Below are 24626 nucleotides of genomic sequence, written 5' to 3'. Positions count from 1 at the left end.
CGACCGCTACAGGTGAACCATGGTGTCTTTTTCGCGCTTGTACCGCGCTCCCGTCCTCCTCCCGGTCATCCTCGGCCTCGCCATTCCCGCGAGCGGCCAGATGGCGACGCAGCAGGCTGCGTCCACCCCCACCAAGGAGGGCGCCAAGGAGGCGCCGACGCTTCCCGAGCTGCCGGGGATCGATACGACCGCATGGCTCTACAAGGGCAGCGATCTCACGCGGGATCCGGAGTGGAAGTTCGGCACGTTGCCCAACGGCATGCGGTTCGCGGTGCGCAAGAACGGCGTGCCGCCGGGCCAGGTGTCGGTGCGCGTGCGGATCGATGCGGGATCGCTGAACGAGACGGACAGCGAGCGAGGTTTCGCGCATTTCATCGAGCATCTGTCGTTCCGTGGCTCGGAATACGTGCCGGACGGCGAGGCGAAGCGGGTGTGGCAGCGGTTCGGCGCGACCTTCGGCTCGGATACGAATGCGCAGACGACGCCGACCTCGACGACGTTCAAACTCGACCTACCGTCGGCGACCGAAGCTGGGCTCGACGAGAGCCTGAAGATCATGTCGGGGATGATGGAGAAGCCGGTCATCACCGACGCTTCGGTCGCCGCCGAGCGTCCGGTCGTGCTGGCGGAACAGCGCGAGCAGCCAGGGCCGCAGGTGCGGTTCGGCGATGCGATCCGCGCGACGTTCTTCGCCGGGCAGCCGCTCGCGGATCGGTCGCCGATCGGCAACATCAAGACGCTCGAGGCGGCGACCGGCGCCACCGTGAAGGCGTTCCACGATCGCTGGTATCGGCCGGAGAACACCGTCGTCATCATCTCGGGCGACATGGATCCGGCGCTGTTCGGGCGGCTGATCGTCAAGAACTTCGCGGACTGGAAGGGTATCGGCCCGGTCGTGCCTGCGCCCGATTTCGGCAAGCCCGATCCGAAGGCACCGGTGGCGGCGACGATTGCCGAGCCGGCTATTCCGGCGGTGGTGACGCTCGGCGTCGTCCGCCCGTGGGAGTATAAGGACGACACCGCGATCATGAATCAGCGGCGTGAGGTCGACGTTCTGGCCACCCGCCTGATCAGCCGACGCCTCGAAACGCGGGCGCGTGCCGGCGGCAGCTTCCTCCAGGCGGGCGTGTCGATCGACGACGTATCGCGCTCGGCGAACCTGACCAGCGTCAACATCGTGCCGATCGGGACCGACTGGGAAGCGGCGTTGAAGGACGTGCGCGCGGTGATCGCCGACGCGCAGACCAACGCGCCGAGCCAGGCCGAGGTCGACCGCGAATACGCCGATTTCGACACGATCATGCGGACCAGCGTCGAGACCGCACGGGTCGAGGCGGGGTCGAAGCAGGCGGACGACATGGTCGGCGCGCTGGACATCCGCGAGACTGTTGCGGGGCCGGAGACGTCGTACAAGATTTTGCAGGACGCCAAGGCGAAGGGCATGTTTACGCCCGCCACGCTGCTGGCATCGAGCAAGGCGATCTTCGAGGGGACGACGCGCGCTCTCGTGAATACGCAGACGCCTGATGCGGGGGCTGCGAACAAGCTGGCGACTGCGTTGAAGGCGGACGTTTCGGGGCTGGCCGGCAAGCGTCGTGCGCAGGCTGCGGTCGACTTCTCGAAGCTGCCGTCGCTCGGCAAGCCGGGCGTCGTCGCGAGCCGCGAGAAGATCGCCGCGTTCGACATGGAGCAGGTGAACTTCGCCAACGGCACGCGTGTGCTGCTGTTCCCGAACGCGGGCGAAACCGGGCGCGTGTATGTGCGCGTGCGGTTCGGCGGCGGTTATACCGCGATCCCGTCGAACCGGCCGACGCCTGCCTGGGCCGGAGATCTCGCGTTGGTCGCCGGAGGGATCGGCAAGCTTGACCAGGGTGATCTCGACCAGCTGACCGCGGGGCGTCGGATCGGGCTCGATTTCGGGATCGACGACGATGCGTTCACGCTCGGGGCGATCACGTCGCCTGCGGATTATTCGGATCAGTTGCGGCTGATGGCGGCGAAACTCGCGTTCCCGGCGTGGGATCCGGCGCCGGTGGCGCGGGCGCGGGTCGCTGCACTGGCGGGGTTCGCGGGGTATGATTCGTCGCCGGACGGCGTGTTGTCGCGGGACCTCGAAGGTCTGCTGCGCGCGGGCGATCCGCGTTGGGGGACGCCGTCGAAGCCGACCGTCGAGGCGCTGAATGCGAAGGACTTCCGCGCGTTCTGGGAGCCGATCCTGAAGACCGGACCGATCGAGGTCTCGATTTTCGGCGATGTGAAGACCGAGGATGCGATCGCCGCGGTGGCGAAGTCGTTCGGGGCAATGAAGCCGCGGACGGCGGTGTCGACGGTCGGTGCGCCGGTTGGCTTCCCCGCGCACAACGCGACGCCGGTGATGCGTGCGCATACCGGGCCTGAGAACCAGGCGGCGGCGGTGATCGCATGGCCGACCGGTGGCGGGATCGACAATATCGTCGAGGCGCGGCGTCTCGACGTGCTGGCGCAGGTGTTCAGCGATCGGTTGTTCGAGCGGCTTCGGCAGGCGGCGGGGGCGAGCTACAGCCCGAACGTGTCGAGCCAGTGGCCGGTGGGCATGAACACCGGCGGGCGGATGGTCGCGATCGGGCAGGTCGCGCCGGACAAGGTGTCGTTCTTCTTCCAGATCGCGCGCCAGATCGCGGCGGAACTGGTGTCGACGCCGATCGCGGCGGACGAGCTGGACCGGATCAAGAAGCCGATGGGGCAGTATATCCTGCGCGCCTCGACCGGGAACCAGTTCTGGTTGCAGCAGCTCGGCGGCGCGACGTTCGATCCGCGGCGGATCGCGGCGACGCAGCGGATCGCTTCGGACTTGGTGGCGACGACGCCGGTGGAGTTGCAGGCGACCGCGGCGAAGTATCTGCGGCCGGAGAAGGATTGGACGATGGCCGTGGTGCCGGCTGCGACTCCCGCGAAGAAGTGATCTTTGACCCCTCTCCCTTCAGGGGAGAGGGAAGGAGGAGCCGCTTGACGACGGAAGGGTGAGGGGCTTTGGCGGAGGCGTTCCGAGCCTCACGCCCCTCACCCTCCCACGCGCAAGGGCGCGCGGGTCCCTCCCTCTCCCCTGAGGGGAGAGGGTTATTTGTAGAGGGCGTCCAGCCGCTCGCCGTAAGCCTGTTTCAGGACGTGGCGGCGGATTTTCAGGCTGGGAGTCAGCTGCTCGTTCTCGATCGTAAACGGGCCATCCGCGAGCACGAACCGCCGCACCCGCTCTGTCACCGTCAGGTCCGCATTCACCCGCTCGACCGCGTGGCCGATCGCCGTCCTGAACTCGCTGTTTTCCGCCAGTCGCGCGAAGCTGCACGCGTCGCCGTTGCCCGCGCACCATTCCTGCGTCCATTCCGGGTCGGGCACGATCAGCGCCACCATATAGGGCCGCTTGTCGCCGGCGATCATCGCCTGCGCGATCTCGGGCTGGAGCGTGAGCATCCCCTCGACCTTTTGTGGGGCGACGTTTTCGCCCTTGTCGTTGATGATCAGGTCCTTCTTGCGGTCGGTGATGCGGATCCGGCCGCGGTCGTCGATCTCGCCGATGTCGCCGGTGTGGAGCCAGCCTTCCTTGAGCACTTTCGCGGTCTCGGCATCGTTGCGCCAATAGCCGTGCATGACGAGTTCGCCGCGCACCAGGATCTCGCCGTCCTCGGCGATCCGGACTTCGGTGTCCTTCAGCGCGGGGCCGACCGAGTCCATCCGCACACCGGCCTTTGGGCGGTTGCACGAGATGACGGGGGCGGCTTCGGTCTGGCCGTAGCCTTGCAGGAAGGTGAGGCCGAGCGCCTCGAAGAACAGGCCGACCTCGGGATTGAGCGGTGCGCCGCCCGAGATCATCGCCTTAAGCCGCCCGCCGAACTTCTTCGAGATTTTCGGTTTGAAGAGCGTGGCGACGGCCGCCTGCATCGGGCGGTCGATCAGGCGGAGGCGACCGGCGTAGCGCTTGCTACCGATGTCGAGGGCTTGGCGCAGGAGATACGCCGAGGCGCCGCCCTGTTTCTCGATCGTCTTCGAGATGCGCGTGCGGAGGACTTCGAACAGGCGGGGGACGACGAACATGATCGTCGGGCGCGTTTCCTCGATGTTGGCGGCGAGCTTTTCCAGGCCTTCGGCGTAGTAGATCTGTCCGCCGAGCGAGATCGGGAAGTGCTGGCCGCCGGTGTGTTCATAGGCGTGGCTGAGCGGCAGGAACGAGAGGAATACCTCGTCGTCCCAGCCGAAATCCTCCGAGATCACGGCCGCGCAACCGGCGCAATTGTGGAGGATCGCGCCGTGGTGCTGCATCACGCCGCGCGGTGCGCCGCCGGTTCCGCTCGTGTAGATGATGCAGGCGAGGTCTTCGCGTTCGAAGTCGGCGCGGGCGGCGGCGGTCTCGGGCGCGGTCGGGTGCGCGGCGATCAGCGCGTGCCAGTTGTGGAAGTCGACCGAGGCGGGGACTTTCATGTCCTCGAGCCCAATCACCGTGTGCGCCTGGTTCGAGCGGATGACCGCGGGGAGCAGCGTCTTGGCGAGCTTGGCGGTCGAGACGATGATCGCGCAGGCGCCGGCGTTCTCGATGATGTGGAGGTGATCGCGTTCGGTGTTGGTGACGTAGGTCGGCACCGTGACGCAGCCCGCCGCCATGATCGCGAGGTCGCTGAGGCACCATTCGGGGCGGTTCTCGGCGACGAGCATGACGCGGTCGCCGCGCTTCAGGCCGATCGCGGTTAGCGCGGTGGCGAGGCTGGCTACCTGCCGCGCCGCTTCGGCCCAGCTGGTGGCGACCCATGTGCCGCTCGTCTTGGTCCAGAGGAACGGCGCGTCGCCTTTCTCTGCGGCGCGCGCGAAGAACATCGTGACGAGGTTCGGGAAGCGTTCGAGCTGGCGGGCCATTGTCTCTCCTGAACTGCTCTGCGAGCTTGCCTTGGCGGGGTGCTCGATCTTTGGGGTAGTATAGCCCGGTGGGGTGTCACGCTCCAAGCTTGTTTCCCCGCGAAGGCGGGGACCCAGACTGGGCTCCCGCCTTCACGGGAGAACAAGGAGGCGGATTGCGCCTATTCAGGCGCGCGCTGGAGCACGCCGACGCGCTGAATCTTCGTGACGCTACCGTCCTGGCTTATAGCGACACCTTCGCTGCGGGGATCCGCGGCGCCCACCCACTTGCCGCCGACGCGCTCGATCGCGTTGGCCTTCAGGCCGAGTGCCGCGACCTGGACGGTCTCGCCTAGCGCCTGCAACGCGGGGACCATCGCCTCGCGCTCTGTGCCCTTTTCGGCGGCGGCGACATGCCCCGGTGCATAAAGCAGTCCGAGTGCGATCGAGTCCTGTGCCGACAGTTTCCAGTCGACCACGCCGATGATCGCCTTGGCCACCTGCGCGATGATCGTCGAGCCGCCGGCTGCGCCGACCGCAAGGCGGACTTTCCCGTCGGGCCCGTAGACGATTGTTGGAGACATCGAGCTGCGCGGGCGCTTGCCACCCTCGACGCGGTTGGCGACGAGCGCGCCGTCCTTGACGGGGACGATGTCGAAGTCGGTGAGCTGGTTGTTGAGGACGGTCCCGTCGACGGTGATGCCGGAGCCGAAATAGCCCTCTACGGTGGTGGTGACCTCGACGACGTTGCCGCGGGCGTCGACCGTCGCGATGTCGGTGGTGCCGGGGACTTCGCTGACCGGGGCGCTGGTGCGCGTGGGGGCTCCGGGAGGCGAGCCGGCGGTGACGTTCGCCATCGTCTTCGCCGGCGAGATCAGTGCGGAGCGCGACGCGAGATACTTGGTATCGAGCATGCCCTGCACCGGTACGCGGACGAAATCGGGATCGCCGACGTAGAGGTCGCGGTCGGCATAGGCGAGGCGCGAGGATTCGGCGAACAGGTGCCAGGCCTGCGCGCTGTCCTTGCCGAGTTTGCCCATGTCGAAGCGTTCGAGCTGCTTCAGGATCATCAGCACGGTGATGCCGCCGGACGAGGGCGGGCCCATCCCGCACACACGGTAGACGCGGTATTTGATGCACACCGGCGGCCGCGACTTTGCGTCGTAGCTGGCGAGATCGCCAAGCGTCATCTTCGACGGGTTGCGTGCGGCGGTGTTGACCGCGGTGACGATCTTTTGCGCCTGTGGGCCGACGTAGAAGCTGTCGGGGCCCTGGGTGGCGATGCGGTGGAGGAGGGCGGCTTGCTGCGGGTTCTTGATGACCGCGCCGATCGCGACCGGTGAGCCGTCGGGGGCGGAGAAGAGTTTGCGCGTTTCGAGCGTGATGTGGTCGCCATAGGCGGTCATGCCGTTGACGAGGCGGGGGGAGGCCTGGAAACCGTTGGTGGCGAGGCGGATCGCGGGGGCGAACAGTCGCGCCCAGGGGAGCTTGCCCGAGGCGCGGTGCGCGAGCGCCATGCCGCGGAGTGCGCCGGGGATGCCGACGCTGCGACCGCCGGGGACTGCGTCGCTGTGGCTCAGCGGCGTGCCGTCGGGCGCGTAGAACCAGCGTGCGTCGGCGGCGGCGGGGGCGGTCTCGCGCGCGTCGATCGTGCTGAGGCCGCCGCCCGCGGCGTGGGAAATCCAGAAGCTGCCGCCGCCGATGCCCGAGCTTTGTGGTTCGACGACGTTGAGCGCGAGCATCGTGGCGATGGCGGAGTCGGTGGCGCTGCCGCCTGCTCGGAGGATTTCGACGCCGGCAGCTGCGGCGCGGGGGTCTGCGGCGCTGACCATGCCCTGATCTTTGGCCGGGGCGGGTTCGCGCGCCTCTACGGTGGCTGCGGGGACGAGGAGGGCGAGCGCTAGGAGTGAGGTCTTCATCGAGCGCGAGCCTAGCGTGGTTCGAATACTAGGCAACCCGTCTCGCCGATCCACCTCGCGATCCTCCCCTGCAAGGGGGAGGTGGCGCCGAAGGCGACGGAGGGGGAGGACACGGAACACAGGTTGTCCCTTACCTCCCCCTCCGTCTGGCAAGTGCCAGCCACCTCCCCCTGGCGGGGGAGGATCGTTAGGCGTCCACACCCACCGCGTCGGCGACCGTGGCGAAGCCGTCGCGGGTCAGCAGCGCGTCCAGTTCGCGGAGGATGCGGGCGGGGAGGCCGGGGCCTTCGTAGACCAGCGCGGTGTAGAGCTGGACGAGGCTCGCGCCGGCGCGGAGGCGGGCATAGGCTTCGGCGCCATTGTTCACACCCCCGACCGAGATCAGCGGGATCGCTGCGCCGGTCGCCTTGCGGAAGTCCGACAGGCGTTGGCGGGCCAGGGGGGCGAGGGGAGCTCCGGAGAGGCCTCCGGTTTCCTTGGCGTTGGCCGAGCGCAGGGCGGGGCGGGAGATCGTCGTGTTGTTGACGATCAGCGCGTCGATGCGGTTGTCGAGTGCGGCGCGGGCTATGTCGTCTATGTCGGCGGGTTCGAGGTCTGGGGCGACCTTGAGGAAGATCGGCGTGGTGCCCTTGGCGACGGTGCAGGCGGCGAGGAGGTCGCGCAGTGCGGCGCCGTGCTGGAGGTCGCGCAGGCCGGGGGTGTTGGGGGAGCTGATGTTGATGGTGATGTAGTCGGCGTGGGGTGCTGCGCGGGTGATGCCGTGGACGTAGTCGGCGGTGCGATCGGTCGCGTCCTTGTTCGCGCCGACGTTGATTCCGAGAACACCGTTCCTCTTTGCGCTCTGTGCCCGGGGAAGCGCGCCATTGAGGCCGCCATTGTTGAAGCCCAAACGGTTGATCACCGCACGGTCTTCGGGGAGGCGGAAGATGCGGGGCTTGGGGTTGCCGGGCTGCGCGAGAGGGGTGAGGGTGCCGATCTCGACGCTGCCGAAGCCCAACCCGAAGAAGCCGTCGATCGCGTGGCCGTCCTTGTCGACGCCTGCCGCCAAGCCGATCGGGTTGGGGAAGGCGATCCCCGCCACGGTCGTTGCGAGCCGTGGTACGCTGGGGGCGAGTGGCGTGCCGGCCTTCCCCCAGGCGGCGAGCGCGGCGATGGTGAGGGTATGCGCGCGCTCGGCGTCGAGGCGGAACAGGATCGGGTGGTAGAAGGCCATGCGCGTCGTCCTTGCTCCCATCCCTGGAAGGGAGGGGTTGGGGGTGGGTCGGTGTGGGGTGCGTGCTGCAATCGCCAACTGGCCAACCCACCCCCGGCCCCTCCCTTCCAGGGAGGGGGGAAGTCAAGCTTCGGGTCGTGTGCGATGCACAAAACCGCGCCTCCAGTTGCGAGTCGTTAGCACCCCTGGCCGGGTTGACGATGCACTGCACAAAGCCCATTTGACCAATCGGATCATTTCGGTCCGATTGGACTACGAAGCCACCATGCGTCTTTCCAGCCTAGCTGACTATGCGGTCGTAATGATGAGCGCCGCGGCGCGTCATTGCGGCGGTATCGCGCGGCTGAACGCGACGCTGCTCGCCGAGGAGACCGGCGTGCCGCTGCCGACCGTGCAGAAGCTGGTAAGCCGACTGTCCGCCGCGGGCCTGATCGAGAGCACGCGCGGCACCGGCGGCGGCTTCCGCCTGTCGCGTCCGCCCGCGATGATCTCGCTCGCCGACATCATCGAGGCGGTCGAAGGTCCGATCGCGCTGACGTCGTGTGTCGATGGCGCATCGCAGGATTGCTGCGTCGAGCAGACGTGCAAGGTGAAACCGCACTGGAACGCCGTCAACGGCGCGGTCCGCGGTGCGCTAGCCGGCGTGTCGCTCGCCAGCCTTTCGCAGGCCCCTCTTTCGCAGGTGCCCGCATGAAGAACACATCGCGCGCAGCGCTTCACCTTTTCCTCCGCGTCTCCGCGTCTTCGCGTGAATCAGTTTTGTTCACGCGGAGACGCGGAGACGCGGAGATTTTAGAGAGCCGCTTTGCGGCCGAGGACAGATAATGGCTACCCGGAACGCAGAGGCCTACGCCGCCGCGAACAAGACGTACGAGTGGGGTTTCTCCTCGGACATCGAACAGGAATTCGCGCCCAAGGGTCTGTCGGAAGACACGGTGCGCTTCATTTCCGCCAAGAAGGGCGAGCCGCAGTGGATGCTCGACTGGCGGCTGAAGGCGTTCGCGTTGTGGCAGACGATGGAGGCGCCCGACTGGTCGAAGCTCAACGTCCCCCCGATCGATTACCAGGACGCGTATTATTACGCGGAGCCCAAGGCGAAGCCGAAGCTCGGGTCGCTCGACGAGGTCGATCCGGAGATTCTGCGCGTCTACGAGAAGCTCGGCATTCCGATCGGCGAGCAGAAGATGCTGGCCGGCGTGGTCGAGGATCCGTTGAACGAGGACGGCACGCCCAAGCGTCGCGTCGCGGTGGATGCGGTGTTCGACAGCGTCTCGGTCGCGACCACGTTCCGCAAGGAACTGGAGGCCGCGGGCGTGATCTTCCGCTCGATCTCCGAGGCGATCAAGGAATATCCCGAGCTCGTCCGGAAATGGCTCGGCAAGGTCGTGCCGCAGCGCGATAACTATTTCGCGACGCTGAACTCGGCTGTCTTCTCCGACGGCACGTTCGTCTACATCCCCGAGGGCGTGCGCTGCCCGATGGAGCTGTCGACGTATTTCCGCATCAACGCCGAGAATACCGGGCAGTTCGAGCGCACGCTGATCGTGGCGGACAAGGGATCGTACGTCTCGTATCTCGAAGGCTGCACCGCGCCGATGCGCGACGAGAACCAGTTGCATGCCGCCGTGGTCGAATTGGTCGTGCTCGACGATGCCGAGATCAAATATTCGACCGTGCAGAACTGGTATCCGGGCGACGAGAACGGCGTCGGCGGGATCTATAACTTCGTCACCAAGCGCGCGCTGTGCCAGGGCAAGAACTCGAAGGTCAGCTGGACCCAGGTCGAGACCGGTAGCGCGATCACGTGGAAATACCCGTCGTGCGTGCTGCTCGGTGATGGCTCGGTCGGCGAGTTCTATTCGGTTGCGGTGACGAACAATCGCCAGCAGGCCGATACCGGCACGAAGATGATCCACCTCGGCAAGAACACGCGCTCGACGATCGTGTCGAAGGGGATTTCGGCCGGGCGTTCGGACAACACGTACCGCGGGCTGGTGCGCGTCGCGCCGACCGCGGAGGGCGTGCGGAACTTCACGCAGTGCGACAGCCTGCTGCTCGGCGACCAGTGCGGCGCGCATACCGTGCCGTATATCGAGGTCCGCAACCCGTCCGCGCAGATCGAGCACGAGGCGACGACGTCGAAGATCTCCGAGGACCAGCTGTTCTACGCGATGTCGCGCGGGCTGGACCAGGAGGCGGCGGTCGCGCTGATCGTGAATGGCTTTGCGCGGGAGGTGCTGCAGCAGTTGCCGATGGAGTTCGCGGTGGAAGCGCAGAAGCTGCTGGGGATCAGCCTTGAGGGGTCGGTCGGGTGACCACTTCGGAGGCTCAGTATCGCAAGATGATGGATACGTTCAGAACGTTGGTGTCTGAAGGTTCATTGCCCGAAACCGCATTGGCCGAAGTGGCTGCGGAGCAGGGAGTGCCGCTCGCCAAGGCTAGGCGTGCCTTGCAAATTGTCGTCGGCGATCTTGATAAATTTGCTGCAAAACTCGGAAATAAAAATGCTGAAAATTGAAAACCTCCACGCCGAGATCGACGGCAAGGAAATCCTCAAGGGCCTGTCGCTCGAAGTGAACGCGGGCGAGGTGCACGCGATCATGGGGCCGAACGGGGCGGGCAAGTCGACGCTGGGCTATGTGCTCGGCGGACGGCCCGGCTATGAGGTCACGGCGGGCTCGGTGACGTTCGACGGCGTCGACCTGCTCGAACTGGAGGCGCACGAGCGTGCCGCGGCGGGGGTGTTCCTCGGTTTCCAGTATCCGGTCGAGATTCCCGGCGTGTCGAACGTCCAGTTCCTCCGTGAGGCGCTCAACGCGCAGCGCGCGACGCGTGACGAGAAGCCGTTGTCGGGGGGCGAGTTCCTCAAGCTCGCGCGCGGGCAGGCGGATCTGCTCGGCATGGATTACGACATGCTCAAGCGGCCGGTGAACGTCGGCTTTTCGGGCGGCGAGAAGAAGCGTAACGAGATGGTCCAGATGGGCATCGTCAACCCGAAGTTCGCGATCCTCGACGAGACCGATTCGGGGCTCGACATCGATGCGTTGCGCGTCGTCGGCGACGGCATCAACCGCATCATGCGCGCGCCCGACAAGGCGGTGCTGCTGATCACGCATTACCAGCGGTTGCTCGATTACGTGGAGCCGGACTTCGTCCACGTGCTGGCGGACGGCAAGATCGTCCGCTCGGGCGGCAAGGACCTCGCCAAGCAGCTTGAGAGCGAAGGCTATGTGGGGATCGCCGCGTGAGTAGCCTGTCGCAAATCCTCCCCGGTACGGGGAGGGGGACCAGCGAAGCTGGTGGAGGGGGTTCTCCGCTGGACGTAGCGTCTGTGGAAGCCCCCCTCCACCCCGCCGCTACGCGTCGTGGTCCCCCTCCCCGTGCCGGGGAGGATTTGAGGGCCGAACTTCCTTCGACGCGTGAAGAGTCCTGGCGCTGGGGTGATCCGGCGGCGATTGCGGCGGCGGCTGAACTGCCGCGCGGCGTTGCGCTGGATGCCGGCGAGTGGTTTCTGGATTTGCCGGGTGCGCGGGCGGTGTTCGTCGATGGCGTGCTCGACGAGGAGCGCAGCGATCTGCGGCATGTCTCGATCGTACCGATCGGTGGCGGATCGCACGCGCTTGGGCGTCGGACGACCGGCCTGGGCTGGTCTTTGCGCGTCGACGCGGATGCGACGGCCGAACTGATCCAGATCGTCCACATCGCGACCGGTGGTGAGAACCAGCTTCCGGCCGAGATCGTGCTGGCTGATGGCGCGAGTGCGTCGGTGGTCGAGACGTATGTCGGGACCGGCTGGTCGAACCGGTCGACGCGGATGATGCTTGGCAAGGGTGCGAAACTTACGCGGGCCGTGCGGTTGCTTCAGGCCGGTGGTTTTGTGTCGTTGCGCGACGAGGCCGAGATCGGTGCGGAGGCGAGCCTGATCGTCACTGTGTTGGGCGCGGGGGATGCCGGGACGCGGATCGATGGGTCGATCACGGTGACGGGTGACGATGCGTTCGCCGAATATGGCGGCGCATTGCTGACGCGGAACGACCAGCGGCAGGAGTGCGCGGTGTCGGTGCGGCATGCGGCGCTGAACGGGCAGAGCAAGCAGATCTGGCGTGCGGTCGCGGCGGACAAGTCGACCGCGAGCCTTGCGGCGCGGGTCGAGGTGGCGCGCGATGCGCAGAAGACCGACGGGGTGCAGTCTTTGCGCGGGCTGTTGTTGCAGCGCACCGCGACGGTGAACCTGAAGCCCGAGCTGGAAATCTTCGCGGACGACGTGAAGTGCGCGCACGGTGCGACGGTCGGCGAACTCGACCAGCGCGCGCTGTTCTACATGCAGAGCCGCGGAATCCCGCATGCCAAGGCGCAGGCGCTGCTGACGCGCGCGTTCGTCGGCGATGCGTTCGTGCAGATCGCGGACGAGACGGTGCGCGAGGCTTTCGTGGCGGACGCGGACGCGTGGCTGGAGCGGGCGTTGTGAATGACGGGATAGAAATCCTCCCCGGCACGGGGAGGGGGACCAGCGCAGCTGGTGGAGGGGGCTCTCCACTGGGCGTAACGCCTGTGGAAGCCCCCCTCCACCCCGCCGCTGCGCGTCGCGGTCCCCCTCCCCGTGCCGGGGAGGATGCGCTCGACCGCCTGTCGGATTTCCCGGCGATTCCCGAAGGCTGGGCGTATCTCGATACTGCCGCGACTGCGCAGAAGCCGCAGGTCGTGGTCGACGCGATCACTCGCGCTTATGGCGAGACCTACGCGACGGTGCACCGTGGCGTGTACCAACGTTCGGCGGACATGACGGTCGCCTATGAAGCGGCGCGTAAGGCCGTGGCGCGGTTCATCGGCGCGGGATCGTCGGACGAGATCGTGTTCGTGCGCGGTGCTACCGAGGCTATCAATTTGGTAGCGACGTGCTGGGCCGGGACGCAGTTGAAGGCGGGCGACCGCATCCTGCTCTCCATGCTCGAGCATCACTCGAACATCGTGCCTTGGCAGATGGTCGCGGAAGCGCGCGGCGTCGCGATCGATGTTTTGGCGCTGACGCCCGACCACCGCATCGACCTCGACGCGATGGAGCGGATGATCACGCCGGCACACAAGCTGGTCGCGCTCGGGCATGTCTCGAACGTGCTCGGCTCGGTGCTCGATGCGAAGCGCGCGACCGAGATCGCGCATTCGGTCGGGGCGAAGATTCTGCTCGACGGGTGCCAGTCGGTGCCGCGGATCACGGTCGATGTGAAGGCGATCGGCTGTGATTTCTACGTGTTCTCCGGGCATAAGCTGTACGGCCCGACCGGGGTCGGCGTGCTTTGGGCCAAGCCTGAATTGCTCGACGCGATGCCGCCGTATCAGGGTGGCGGGTCGATGATCGACAAGGTGTCGTTCGCGAAGACCACCTACGCGCCGCCGCCGGGACGGTTCGAGGCGGGAACGCCGCATATCGTCGGCGCGCTCGGGCTGCATGCGGCGATCGACTATGTCGAGAGCATTGGCCTAGACGCGATCCACGCGCATGAGACCGCGCTGGTGACCGCGACGCGCGAGGCGCTGTCGGGGATCAATTCGGTGCGCCTCTATGGCCCGGCGGACTCGGCGGGGATCGTGAGCTTCACGATTGAGGGGGTTCATCCGCACGACATCGGCACCATATTGGACGAGGAGCGCGTCGCGATCCGTGCCGGTCATCACTGCGCGCAGCCGTTGATGGAGGCGCTGGGCGTCGAGGCGACGGCACGCGCGAGTTTCGGCGTGTATAACGGGCCGGCGGACGTCGAGGCGCTGGTGCGCGGTATCGAGCGAGTAACGAGGATCTTCAAATGAGCGATCGGTTCGAGATCGAGGAAGTGGATGCGGTCGCATCGCCGCCTAAGGCGCGCGTCGTCATGGAGACGGACTCCGACGCGGAGCGGAAGCGCGATTATCTCGCCGGGTTCCTGGCGCAGAAGCCGCAGGTGGACTCGCCTGGCGAGCCCGGAGGCGCGGTGTACGATGCGATCATCGATGCGCTGAAGGAGATCTATGATCCCGAGATCCCGGTGAACATCTATGACCTGGGGCTGATCTACGGCGTCGAGGTGACCGAGGACGGGCATGCGGTGGTGGCGATGACGCTGACCACGCCGAACTGTCCTGTCGCGGAGTCGATGCCGGCGGAGGTAGAGATGCGCGTCGGGTCGGTGCCGGGGGTTGGTTTCGCGGAAGTGAACCTGGTCTGGGATCCACCTTGGGATCCGCAGAAGATGTCGGACGAGGCTAAGCTCGAGCTTGGCATGCTCTGAGTTTTCCCCTCCCGCATGCGGGAGGGGGCAGGGGGTGGGCACGCGCTCACCTCGCGAACGACGGTTATGAGTGGCTGGCCGGGAGCCCACCCCCGGCCCCTCCCGCTTACGGGAGGGGGGAAGGAAGAAGACATGGCGACGACATTGCGAGCACGGCCGGCGGCGCTGAACCTCACGGAGACGGCGCATTCGCGGATCGCCGACCTGATGGCTCGGGCTCCGGAGGACGCTATCGGGGTGAAGCTGTCGACGCCGAAGCGTGGGTGTTCGGGATTGGCCTATTCGGTGGATTACGTGACTGAGGCCAAGCCTTTCGACGAGCGGATTGACACGCCGGGGGGGACTTTGTTCGTCGATGGCGGGTCGATTTTGTATCTGATTGGGTCGACGATGGACTGGGTCGAGGACGACTTTACCGCGGGCTTCGTGTTCCAGAATCCCAACGCCAAGGGTGCTTGCGGGTGTGGCGAGAGTTTTACCGTTTGAATTCCGGCATCAGATAGCTTGTGTCCCCGCGAGGGCGGGGACACAGACTGGGCTCCCGCCTTCGCGGGAGAACAAGGAGGAGCGCCCCGCCGTTCTATTGTTGCGAGCCCTTCTAACACCCCGGCGAAGGCCGGGGCCCAGTTGGGTGACGCCGCCGACGTAGCGCCGCGCATCGTCACGATCACCTTGCCAACTGGACCCCGGCCTCCGCCGGGGAGGATATTTTCGCTGAGGTAGGCGATCGGCTGCTGGCCTTGCCCCCCGCTCCCGTCCTGTGCCACTCCCCTCGCCAAAGAAGAGGGGATATCCGTGGCTAGTTTGTTTCGCCGAAAAATCGTCACCGAGCAGCCGCCCGAGCACCAGCTCGCGCGGACGCTGTCGTGGCCGCATCTGGTGGCGATGGGAGTCGGCGGGATCGTCGGCACGGGCATCCTGACGCTGATCGGCGTGGGTGCAGGGCTCGCCGGGCCGGCCGTGATCCTGTCCTTCGTCATTGCCGGCGGGATCTGTGCCTGCGCGGCGCTCGCCTATGCCGAGATGGCGACGATGATCCCGGCGTCGGGGAGCGCGTACACCTATAGCTATGTCGTGCTCGGCGAGCTGATCGCGTGGGTGATCGGCTGGTCGCTGATCCTCGAATACTCCCTCGTAGTGTCGACCGTCGCGGTTGGCTGGTCGGGGTACGCAGCGCCGTTGCTGCGTGGGGCATTCCGGTTTCCGGAGGCGTTGACGCTCAGCCCGGAGCTTGGCGGCATTCTCAACGTGCCGGCAATCTTCATCATCGCGGTCGTGGCGGGCGTACTGTCGTTCGGTACGCGCGAGAGTGCGACGTTGAACGCGGTTTTGGTCGGCGTGAAGATGATCGCCCTGACCGTGTTCGTGTTCATCGCGCTGCACTATTTCAACAGCGCCAACCTCCACCCGTTCATGCCCTACGGCTTCCCCAAGGCCGTCCAGCCCGACGGCGCCGAGCGCGGCGTGATGGCGGCGGCGGCGATCATCTTCTTTGCCTTCTACGGCTTCGATGCGATCTCCACGGCGGCGGAGGAAACCAAGAACCCAGGCCGCGATCTCGCGATCGGCATCGTCGGGTCGATGGTCGCGTGCATCGCGATCTACATCCTCGTCGCGGTCGCTGCGGTCGGCGCACTGTCCTACACCAAGTTCGCCGGCAGCGCCGAGCCGCTCGCGCTGATCCTGCGCGAGATTGGCCGGCCGGGGTTCGCCACCTTCCTCGGTGCGTCCGCCGTTATCGCATTGCCGACGGTGCTGCTCGCGTTCCTGTTCGGGCAGAGCCGGATCTTCTTCACCATGGCGCGTGACGGGTTGCTCCCGTTGAGCCTCGCCAAGGTTTCGAAGCGCGGTGCTCCAGTGCGGATCACCTGGATCACTGCGGCGATCGTTGCGGTCATCGCGGGGCTGTTGCCGCTCGCCGAGATCGCGGCGCTTGCCAATGCTGGTACGCTGGCGGCGTTCGTTGCGGTCTGCGCGTGCATGCTGGTGATGCGTCGCCGTGCGCCCGATGCGGTGCGGACGTTCCGGGCACCGGCTGCGACGCTGGTCGGGGCGATCGGTATCCTCGGCTGCCTGTACCTGTTCTTCAGCCTGCCTTCGAAGACGCAGCTCTATTTCGGATTATGGAACCTGCTCGGTCTCGCGATCTACTTTGTCTACGCGCGGCCGAGGGCGCTCGCCAAGTGAGCGGCTGGACGATCGGCATCATCGGCGGGTCGGGGCTGTACGCGGTCGACGGTATCGAGGATGGCCGCTGGCAGACGGTCGAGACGCCGTGGGGCGAGCCATCGGACGCGATCTACACCGGCCGCATCGGGCATGTCGGCGTCGCGTTCCTGCCGAGGCATGGCCGAGGCCACCGCATCTCCCCCTCCGAACTTAACGGGCGGGCGAATATCGATGCGTTGAAGCGGCTCGGCGTGACGGACGTGCTGGCGGTGTCGTCGGTCGGATCGCTGGTCGAGCAGCGGCCGCCGGGGAGTTTCACCGTGGTCGACCAGTTCATCGATCGCACCAAGGGGCGGCCGTCGAGCTTCTTCGGCACCGGCCTCGTCGCGCATGTGTCGATGGCGGACCCGGTTTGTCCGCGCCTTTCGCGTTATGCTGCCGATGCCACGCGTGAGGCGGGTGCGCAGGTCGACGATCGCGGCACGTATCTCGCGATGGAAGGTCCGCAATTCTCGACGCGTGCGGAGAGCCTGCTGTACCGGCAATGGGGGTGCGACGTGATCGGGATGACCGCGATGCCCGAGGCGAAGCTCGCGCGGGAGGCGGAGCTTCCCTACGCGCTGGTCGGGATGGTGACGGATTACGATTGCTGGCGCGAGGAGGAGGCGGGCGTCGATGTGACGCAGGTCGTGGCGCAGCTTGGTGCGAATGCGGCGAAGGCTCGGGCGATGGTGATGGCGTTGCTGCGCGCGTTGCCGGTGGAGCGGGGGGCTTCGCCGATCGATACGTGCCTGGATAGCGCGATCATTACGGCGCGGGGTGCTCGGGATCTGGCGTTGGTGGCGAAGCTGGATGCCGTGGCGGGGCGGGCGATTTCAGTCTGAACTGTGGTCCTCCCCTGCAAGGGGGGGTGGCGCGAAGCGACGGAGGGGTATCGCGCTATCGAGAGCGGGTCACCCCTCCGTCAGCACTTTGCGCTGCCACCTCCCTTTTCAGGGGAGGATTTGGATTTAAGCTTCGTTAGGTGAATAGTTCGTCATTCGCCGTGTTTGACACATCTCTGCAACATATTGGGAGGAAGGAGGGTGCGTCGCCGCTCCCTCTCCCCCTGTGGACGGCGACGTGACCGGGTCTCCCCTGTCCCGGTCTTCTCCCTGAACTACGGGGCGATCCCAGCGATCGCCCCGCCTTTTTGTGTTCGGGAGCGTGCGGAATCGCGGCGTTAAACGCGCGACAATAACCTGAGATTTTGGAAGCCTATCGATCCTCCCCCGTCAGGGGAAGGTGGCAGGCGCTTGCCTGACGGAGGGGGAGGTAAGGGAAACCTCTGTTCCGGTGTCCTCCCCCTCCGTCGCCTACGGCGCCACCTCCCCCTTGCGGGGGAGGATCGTGGGGCGTCTTACGCGGCCAGCTTGCGCAGGACGTAGTGGAGGATGCCGCCGTTGAGGAAATATTCCAGTTCGTTGACGGTATCGATCCGGCACTTGGTCTGGAACGTCTCGCTGGTGCCGTCGGCGCGGGTCATCTTCACGGTGACGTCCTGGCGAGGGCGGATGCTCGCGACGTCGAGGATCGTGAACGTCTCCGAGCCATCCAGACCAAGCGTCTTGCGATCGGTCCCTTCGGCGAACTGCAACGGCAGCACGCCCATGCCGACCAGGTTCGAGCGATGGATGCGCTCGAAGCTCTCGGTGATGACGGCGCGGACGCCGAGCAGGTTCGTGCCCTTCGCCGCCCAGTCGCGCGACGAGCCGGTGCCGTATTCCTTGCCGGCGACGATGACGAGCGGCGTGCCGTCCTGCTTGAAGCGCATCGCGGCGTCGTAGATCGCCATGACCTCGCCGTCGTACTTCGACATGCCGCCCTCGATGCCGGGGACCATCTCGTTCTTGATGCGGATGTTGGCAAACGTGCCGCGCATCATCACGTCATGGTTGCCGCGGCGTGCGCCATAGCTGTTGAAGTCCGCCTTGCTGACCTGGTGCTCCTGCAGGAAGCGGCCTGCGGGCGAATCCGCCTTGATCGAACCGGCCGGCGAGATGTGATCGGTGGTGATCGAATCGCCGAGGATCGCGAGCGGCTTGGCGTCGATGATGTCCTGCACGGGGGCGGGGGTCATCGACAGGCCGTCGAAGTAGGGCGGGTTGGCGACATAGGTCGAACCCGCACGCCACTGGTACGTGTCCGAGCCGGTGACGTCGATCTCGCGCCACTTGGCGTCGCCCGCATAGACGTCGCCGTAGCGCGCGCCGAACATGCCGGCGTCGATGTTGGCGTCCATCGTCGTGCGGACTTCCTCGTTGGTCGGCCAGATATCGCGCAGATACACGTCCTGGCCGTCCGACCCCTGGCCCAGCGGCGTCTCGATCATGTCGGTCGTGACCGTGCCCTTGATCGCATAGGCGACCACGAGCGGAGGCGAGGCAAGGAAGTTGGCGCGGACGTCGGGCGACACGCGGCCTTCGAAGTTGCGGTTGCCCGAGAGCACCGATGCGGCGACGAGGTCGTTCTCGTTGATCGCGGCCGAGATCGCGGGTGCCAGCGGCCCCGAGTTGCCGATGCAGGTGGTGCAGCCGTAACCGACGAGGTTGAAGCCGAGCGCGTTAAGGTCGGCGGTGAGGCCGGCCTTGTCGAGATAGTCGGTGACGACCTGCGAACCGGGGGCGAGCGAGGTCTTCACCCACGGCTTCGACTTGAGGCCGAGTGCGTTCGCCTTGCGCGCGACGAGCCCTGCGGCGACCAGCACCGACGGGTTCGAGGTGTTGGTGCAGCTGGTGATCGCGGCGATCACGACGTCGCCGTCGCCGATGTCATGCTCGCGGCCTTCGACGGCGACGCGTGCGGCCTGCTCCTTGTGGTACAGCTTGTGGAGGTCGCTGTTGAACACCTCGTCGACCTTGTTGAGGCTGACGCGGTCCTGCGGGCGCTTGGGGCCGGCGAGCGACGCGACGACGGTGCCCATGTCGAGTTCGAGCGTGTCGGTGAAGACGGGGTCTTCCGCGTTCTCGTCGCGCCAGAAGCCGTTGGCCTTGGCATAGGCCTCGACCAGCTCGACATTCTCGTCAGACCGCGCGGTGAGGCGCATGTAATCGAGCGTCTTGCCGTCGATCGGGAAGAAGCCGCAGGTCGCGCCGTACTCAGGCGCCATGTTGGCGATCGTCGCACGATCGGCGAGCGTCATCGACGACAGGCCGGGGCCGAAGAACTCGACGAAGCGGCCGACCACGCCCTTGGCGCGCAGCATCTGCGTGACGGTGAGCACGAGATCGGTGGCGGTGATGCCCTCGTTCAGCTTGCCGAGCAGCTTGAAGCCGACGACTTCGGGGATGAGCATCGACACGGGCTGGCCGAGCATCGCAGCCTCGGCCTCGATCCCGCCGACGCCCCAGCCGAGCACGCCGAGACCGTTGATCATCGTCGTGTGGCTGTCGGTGCCGACCAGCGTGTCCGGATACGCGATCATGGTGCCGTCGCCGTGGTCACCCGAGCTAGCCGACGACCAGACGGCCTGGCCGATATATTCGAGGTTCACCTGGTGGCAGATGCCGGTGCCGGGGGGGACGACCTGGAAATTGTCGAGCGCCTTGCTGCCCCACTTAAGGAACTCGTAGCGCTCGATGTTGCGCTCATATTCGAGGTCGACGTTGTCGTGGAAAGCCTGCGGGGTGCCGAACTCGTCGACCATGACCGAGTGATCGATGACGAGGTGGACGGGGACCTGTGGGTTGATCTTCTCGGGGTTGCCGCCGAGCTTGGTCATCGCATCGCGCATCGCGGCGAGATCGACCACGCAAGGGACACCGGTGAAGTCCTGCATCAGCACGCGGGCGGGGCGATACTGGATCTCGCGGTCGCTGCGACGCTCCTTCTGCCAGTCGACGATCGCCTGGATGTCCTCGCGCGTGACGGTCACGCCGTCCTCGAAGCGCAGCAGGTTCTCGAGAAGGACCTTCATCGAGAAGGGCAGGCGGCTGATGTCGCCGAGCTGTTCCGACGCCTTGGCGAGGCTGTAATAGTCGTACGACTTGCCGCCGGTGGAGAGGCTGGTGCGGGTCTTGAGGGTGTCCTGGCCGATGGCAGTCATAGGGGTCCTTCCCGTGGGCGTCGGGCCGCCGGGCGCCGAGGGGAAAGCAGCCGTATAGGCCACGCGGGCGCGTCGGGGACCGAGCGAAAAATGCTGTTACCGGAGGGGCCTTAGCAAGGGGGAGCGCATCGGGGAAGGGCACCGGTGCGTGTGCAAGGCTCTAATCTTCATCCCCCGCGGCGTGGTCGCGGCGCCGCAGTTGAACGAGGGGCTCAGCTGGGGCCGTCGGTCTTGTGGATGGCGCTCGCGTCGCGGAGGAAGCCCTCCATGCGGTCCAGCGCCGACGGCGTCAGGGCGATGGCGTCACCGTCCGCATAGGGTTCGATCTGGCCATCGGTGGCAAGGTGCGCCAGCCATCGCTGCCCAACGCCCGGCGGCGTCCCGGTTGCCGCGATGAGGTCGCTTTCGGACACGTCTTCACCCTTTGCCTGCGCGACGAACAGGCGCAGCATCATATTCCAGGCGTGTTCGTCGAAGATCTCGCTAGGAAAGATCTCGGAGCGCAGCCCTCGTACGCGGATGAGATTTTCCGCGGTGCGTGCCGACTGATCGTGTCCCGATTCGGGTTCGTTTGCCATGCCAAATGGTAGCCATCGTCAAAGCACGATTCCACAGCAAAAGGTGAGCGGAGATTTTCTAATATGCATTAGGATATAGCGTTTTAACTTTTTGACTTGCGTGAGCGTGCCGTACTCGCGAACACGAGGCATGGCAGTCGAGTATGAGGATTCGGGGGCGTTGCGGGAAGCGATTGCGCGAGCGTTGCTGATCGCCGACGAGCGACTGGATCATCTCGTTGGCGCGTTGCTTGCCCAATGCCTCGATGAACTCGATCGAAAGTGTGCGCGCGACATCTAAGCTAATTGTCGCGACACGATTTGTGCCGTGTCCTTGCGACAGGATTGGCTATAGTTTCCGACTGGGGCTGTAATTTCGAACGGGCGCTTGGCTAAGGCTGAAACGTAAACCGGCCTGTGACCGGTGGGCGCGGGTCGACGCCAGGACTTGCGTGGTCCCATCATGGCGCTTGCGAAACGCGCAATTGACTGCCTGGGCAATGATTGCCATGGCAACGATATGGCGTTCTACACAAAATCGGAATTCGGACCGGACTGCTCGCTTGGGTATCTCGCGCGGCGGATCCATCAGATCGGGCAGAGCCTGATCGAGCCGGTGTTCGCGGCGGAGGGGCTGTCCGGGACGCAATGGTCCGCGCTCATGTCCATCCTCGCAGGCCGGGCGACGACGTGTGCCGATGTCGCGCGCGATCTTTCGCACGACAAGGGTGCGACGACACGGTTGGTCGACGCGATGGAGCAGAATGGCTGGGTCACGCGGTCGCGGGCGAGCGACGACCGGCGGGTGCTCAATCTCGAGCTGACGCCCGACGGCGAAGCGGTTGCGATCCGGTGTCGCGATAAGATCATCGAATACTGGAATAGTCTGCTGACGGGCTGGGACCGGGCCGAAATCGAGACGCTGATCGAACTGATGCAAAAACTCCGCACGACGCTGGACGACGCTCTGACCGAAGGACGCCGCGCATGAAGACGGTCTTTACACTTGCCTCGATTACGGTGGCGGGGCTGCTCGCGGGGTGCGCGATCCCGGCGTCCAAGACCGTCGTGGAGCCGGTATCGGCGACGGCGCTTGGGCTGGCTCCCGACGCTGCGCCGGTGATCGCCGCCGACTGGTGGCGGTCGTTCGGCGATCCGCAGCTCGATCGGCTGGTGCGCGATGCGGTCGCGGGCAGCCCCTCGCTCGATGCGGCGCTGGCACGGGTCGCGCAGGCGCAGGCGGTGCTGTCGACTCGGCGTGCGGATAACGGCCCCGACGTGACGCTCGATGCGCAGGAGCAACTCGCGCGGCTGAGCGGTCGCTACACGATCCCGCCGCCCTATGCCGGGTCGACGCGGTTCGTCGGGTCGACCGCGGCGAACCTGAGCTGGAACCTAGATCTGTTCGGGCGTCAGAAGGCTGCGATCGAGGGCGCGCGGGCGTCAATGCGTGCGGCTTCGCTCGACGTCGCGGCGGCGCGGATGGCGCTGTCGGGGGCGGTCGTGCAGACCTATATCGATCTCGAACGGGCCGAGGCGCAGGCGGGTATCGCGGAGCGGACGATCGCGACGCGGCAGAATTCGCTGAAGCTGGTGAACGTGCGGATTCGCAACAATCTGGCGAGCAAGCTCGACGCGCAGGCCGCGACGACATTGCTGGCGCAGGCGCGGCAGGCGTTGCTGCGTGCGCAGGCGGCACAAGTGCTCGCGAAGAACGCGCTGGCGGCGCTGGCCGGGCGTGGTGCGGATTATCCGGCGACGATCGGCGCGACGGCGTTGCGGCTCGATGCGGCGCTGCCGTTGCCCAAGACCGTGCCGGCCGACCTGCTCGCACGACGTGCCGATATCGCGGCGGCGCAGGCGCGGATCGAGGCTGCGGCCGCCGGGCGCCAGGTTGCTCGAAAAGCGTTCTATCCGAACGTCAATCTGGCGGCGCTCGCGGGGTTCCAGGCGGTCGGGCTCGGCAATCTGTTCTCGCTCGATGCGGGCACGGTCGGCGTCGGGCCGGCGATCCATCTGCCGATCTTCGACAATGGCCGGTTGAAGGCGGACCTGGCGGGCGCGACCGCCCTGCTCGATCTGGCGACGGCGGATTATAACGACCGGGTGATCGGCGCGGTGCGCGAGGCGGGCGATGCCGTCGCGCGGATCGGGGCGCTCGATGCGGACCGCCAGCGACAGCGCGAGGTGGTGCGCGGCTATGCCGAGACCGGGCGGCTGAACGCGATCCGCGTGTCGAGCGGCCTCGATAGCCGTCTCGATCTGGTCGACAACGACGTCCGCACGCTGGCCGCCGAACAGGCCGATGCCGACCTCGCCGCCGATGCCGCGCAACAGCGTGTGCAACTCGTGCTGGCGCTGGGTGGTGGTTACGATTTTCAGGGGATGACGCGATGACCGATACGCAAACGCCGGCGCCTGCCGCGGCTCCGGCTGGCAATCCGCGTGCTCGAAAGCGCGCGCTGACGATCCTCGGTGTGGTCGTGGTGATCGGTGCGATCGTGTGGGCGGTGTTCCATTTCCTGCTCGCCGCGCCTGAGCAGGAGACCGATGACGCCTATGTCGCAGGTGATGTCGTAGCGATCACCGCGCGCGATCCGGGGCAGGTGACCGCGATCCATGCCGACAATACGCAGGTCGTGAAGGCGGGCCAGCCGCTGATCGATCTCGACGCGGCGACCGCGGATGTCGGCCTCGCATCGGCCGAGGCCGAACTGGCGCGGGCGGTGCGCGCGACGCGGTCGGACTTCTCGAAAGTGAACGAGACGGGGGCCGCGGTCGTGCAGGCGGAGGCCGAACTGGCGCGCGCGCGGAACGATCTTGCGCGTCGTCGTGGGGCGGCCGCCGAGGGCGCGATCTCGGGCGAGGAGCTGAGCCATGCCGCGGATCAGGTGAAGGTCGCGAGCGCGACGCTGCAACTCGCGCGCAGCCAGCAGGCGCAGTCGCGCAACGGCGTGGTCGGCACCACCGTGTCGAACAACCCGGCGGTGCTGGCGGCGATCGCAGCCTATCGCCGCGCGGCGATCACGCGAAGCCACATGCACGTCGTCGCACCGATCGATGGTGTCGTGGCGCAACGGACGGTGCAGCTTGGGCAGCAGGTTTCGGCGGGGCTGCCGCTGATGGCGGTGGTGCCGCTCGACCGGGTGTGGGTCGATGCGAACTTCCGGGAGACGCAGTTGCGCGATCTGCGGATCGGGCAGGCGGCTACGGTGACGGCGGACATGTACGGTGACGACCTGGTCTATCATGGCCATGTCGTCGGGCTCGGTGCGGGTAGCGGCAATGCGTTCGCGCTGTTGCCGCCGCAGAACGCGAGCGGGAACTGGATCAAGATTACGCAGCGCGTGCCGGTGCGGATCGCGCTCGACAAGGGTGAACTGCGGCGCAATCCGCTGCGGGTCGGGCTGTCGGTGAACGCGATCGTCGATACCGCGGACAAGTCGGGGACGATGGTCGGGCGGCCTGCGGTGGCGGCGTACAAGGGGCTGGCGACCGGGCAGGGCGATGCCGCGGTCGACGCGAAGATCCGCCAGATCATTGCGGCTAACCGGTGATGAT

At 66.5% G+C, this 24626-nt stretch carries 20 protein-coding genes; 15 read left to right on the top strand and 5 right to left on the bottom strand.

Annotation, left to right across the window (positions count from 1 at the left end):
• Positions 1–19: 19 nt before the first annotated feature.
• Positions 20–2941: a M16 family metallopeptidase gene (locus O6W96_RS07730; protein WP_353469003.1), complete on the top strand. Its 2922-nt coding sequence runs from the start codon at positions 20–22 to the stop codon at positions 2939–2941.
• A gap of 155 nt (positions 2942–3096) precedes the next feature.
• Here the strand turns inward: O6W96_RS07730 and O6W96_RS07725 are convergent, their stop codons facing one another.
• From O6W96_RS07725 to O6W96_RS07715, 3 genes are all read right to left on the bottom strand, one after another.
• Positions 3097–4881, bottom strand: a complete 1785-nt coding sequence (locus O6W96_RS07725) for an AMP-dependent synthetase/ligase (RefSeq protein WP_353469002.1) — start codon at positions 4879–4881, stop codon at positions 3097–3099.
• Positions 4882–5042: 161 nt separating this feature from the next.
• Entirely contained in the window at positions 5043–6779 is a 1737-nt protein-coding gene (gene ggt, locus O6W96_RS07720) for a gamma-glutamyltransferase (protein WP_353469001.1), read from the bottom strand.
• 187 nt (positions 6780–6966) lie between these two features.
• Positions 6967–7992, bottom strand: coding sequence for a quinone-dependent dihydroorotate dehydrogenase (locus O6W96_RS07715; protein ID WP_353469000.1), 1026 nt, complete (start codon positions 7990–7992; stop codon positions 6967–6969).
• A gap of 265 nt (positions 7993–8257) precedes the next feature.
• On the opposite strand from O6W96_RS07715, the gene O6W96_RS07710 reads away from it, so the two are divergent.
• The 10 genes from O6W96_RS07710 (at position 8258) to mtnP (ending at position 17308) form a co-directional block, all read left to right on the top strand.
• A complete protein-coding gene (locus tag O6W96_RS07710) occupies positions 8258–8686 on the top strand; it encodes an SUF system Fe-S cluster assembly regulator (RefSeq protein WP_060523825.1) in 429 nt (142 codons plus the stop codon).
• A gap of 130 nt (positions 8687–8816) precedes the next feature.
• Entirely contained in the window at positions 8817–10307 is a 1491-nt protein-coding gene (gene sufB / locus O6W96_RS07705) for a Fe-S cluster assembly protein SufB (RefSeq protein ID WP_060523826.1), read from the top strand.
• Positions 10304–10510, top strand: coding sequence for a hypothetical protein (locus tag O6W96_RS07700; RefSeq protein WP_353468999.1), 207 nt, complete (start codon positions 10304–10306; stop codon positions 10508–10510). Before sufB ends, O6W96_RS07700 begins: the two co-directional genes overlap by 4 nt.
• The gene (sufC, locus tag O6W96_RS07695; RefSeq protein ID WP_056489234.1) at positions 10497–11240 is read left to right on the top strand and encodes a Fe-S cluster assembly ATPase SufC; all 744 of its coding nucleotides are present in this window, start codon (positions 10497–10499) and stop codon (positions 11238–11240) included. Before O6W96_RS07700 ends, sufC begins: the two co-directional genes overlap by 14 nt.
• Before the next feature lie 146 nt (positions 11241–11386).
• Positions 11387–12460, top strand: a complete 1074-nt coding sequence (locus O6W96_RS07690) for a SufD family Fe-S cluster assembly protein (protein WP_353468998.1) — start codon at positions 11387–11389, stop codon at positions 12458–12460.
• A 158-nt stretch (positions 12461–12618) separates the two neighbouring features.
• Positions 12619–13797, top strand: a complete 1179-nt coding sequence (locus O6W96_RS07685) for a cysteine desulfurase (RefSeq protein WP_353469384.1) — start codon at positions 12619–12621, stop codon at positions 13795–13797.
• A complete protein-coding gene (locus O6W96_RS07680) occupies positions 13794–14255 on the top strand; it encodes an SUF system Fe-S cluster assembly protein (protein ID WP_056057670.1) in 462 nt (153 codons plus the stop codon). Before O6W96_RS07685 ends, O6W96_RS07680 begins: the two co-directional genes overlap by 4 nt.
• 132 nt (positions 14256–14387) lie before the next feature.
• Entirely contained in the window at positions 14388–14741 is a 354-nt protein-coding gene (locus tag O6W96_RS07675) for a HesB/IscA family protein (RefSeq protein WP_353468997.1), read from the top strand.
• 309 nt (positions 14742–15050) lie between these two features.
• Positions 15051–16442, top strand: a complete 1392-nt coding sequence (locus O6W96_RS07670) for an amino acid permease (protein ID WP_353468996.1) — start codon at positions 15051–15053, stop codon at positions 16440–16442.
• The gene (mtnP, locus tag O6W96_RS07665; RefSeq protein ID WP_353468995.1) at positions 16439–17308 is read left to right on the top strand and encodes an S-methyl-5'-thioadenosine phosphorylase; all 870 of its coding nucleotides are present in this window, start codon (positions 16439–16441) and stop codon (positions 17306–17308) included. The genes O6W96_RS07670 and mtnP overlap by 4 nt, the downstream gene beginning before the upstream one ends.
• A gap of 515 nt (positions 17309–17823) precedes the next feature.
• On the opposite strand, the gene acnA is transcribed toward mtnP, so the two are convergent.
• Positions 17824–20508, bottom strand: a complete 2685-nt coding sequence (gene acnA / locus O6W96_RS07660; RefSeq protein WP_353468994.1) for an aconitate hydratase AcnA — start codon at positions 20506–20508, stop codon at positions 17824–17826.
• 212 nt (positions 20509–20720) lie between these two features.
• Positions 20721–21086, bottom strand: a complete 366-nt coding sequence (locus O6W96_RS07655; protein ID WP_353468993.1) for a hypothetical protein — start codon at positions 21084–21086, stop codon at positions 20721–20723.
• Positions 21087–21216: 130 nt separating this feature from the next.
• Between O6W96_RS07655 and O6W96_RS07650 the strand changes: the two genes are divergently transcribed.
• The 4 genes from O6W96_RS07650 (at position 21217) to O6W96_RS07635 (ending at position 24622) form a co-directional block, all read left to right on the top strand.
• Entirely contained in the window at positions 21217–21366 is a 150-nt protein-coding gene (locus tag O6W96_RS07650) for a hypothetical protein (protein ID WP_353468992.1), read from the top strand.
• Between the two features lie 219 nt (positions 21367–21585).
• Positions 21586–22056 (top strand): MarR family winged helix-turn-helix transcriptional regulator, encoded by a 471-nt coding sequence (locus O6W96_RS07645; RefSeq protein ID WP_353468991.1) that lies wholly within the window; start codon positions 21586–21588, stop codon positions 22054–22056.
• A complete protein-coding gene (locus O6W96_RS07640) occupies positions 22053–23462 on the top strand; it encodes an efflux transporter outer membrane subunit (protein WP_353468990.1) in 1410 nt (469 codons plus the stop codon). Before O6W96_RS07645 ends, O6W96_RS07640 begins: the two co-directional genes overlap by 4 nt.
• Positions 23459–24622 (top strand): efflux RND transporter periplasmic adaptor subunit, encoded by a 1164-nt coding sequence (locus O6W96_RS07635; protein ID WP_353468989.1) that lies wholly within the window; start codon positions 23459–23461, stop codon positions 24620–24622. Before O6W96_RS07640 ends, O6W96_RS07635 begins: the two co-directional genes overlap by 4 nt.
• The last annotated feature ends 4 nt before the right edge of the window (positions 24623–24626 follow it).

This window comes from Sphingomonas faeni, assembly GCF_040407495.1.
Taxonomy (GTDB): Bacteria; Pseudomonadota; Alphaproteobacteria; order Sphingomonadales; family Sphingomonadaceae; genus Sphingomonas; species Sphingomonas faeni_D.
Note: the sequence above shows the minus strand (reverse complement) of the source record. Positions and strands in the feature narration are given on the sequence as shown.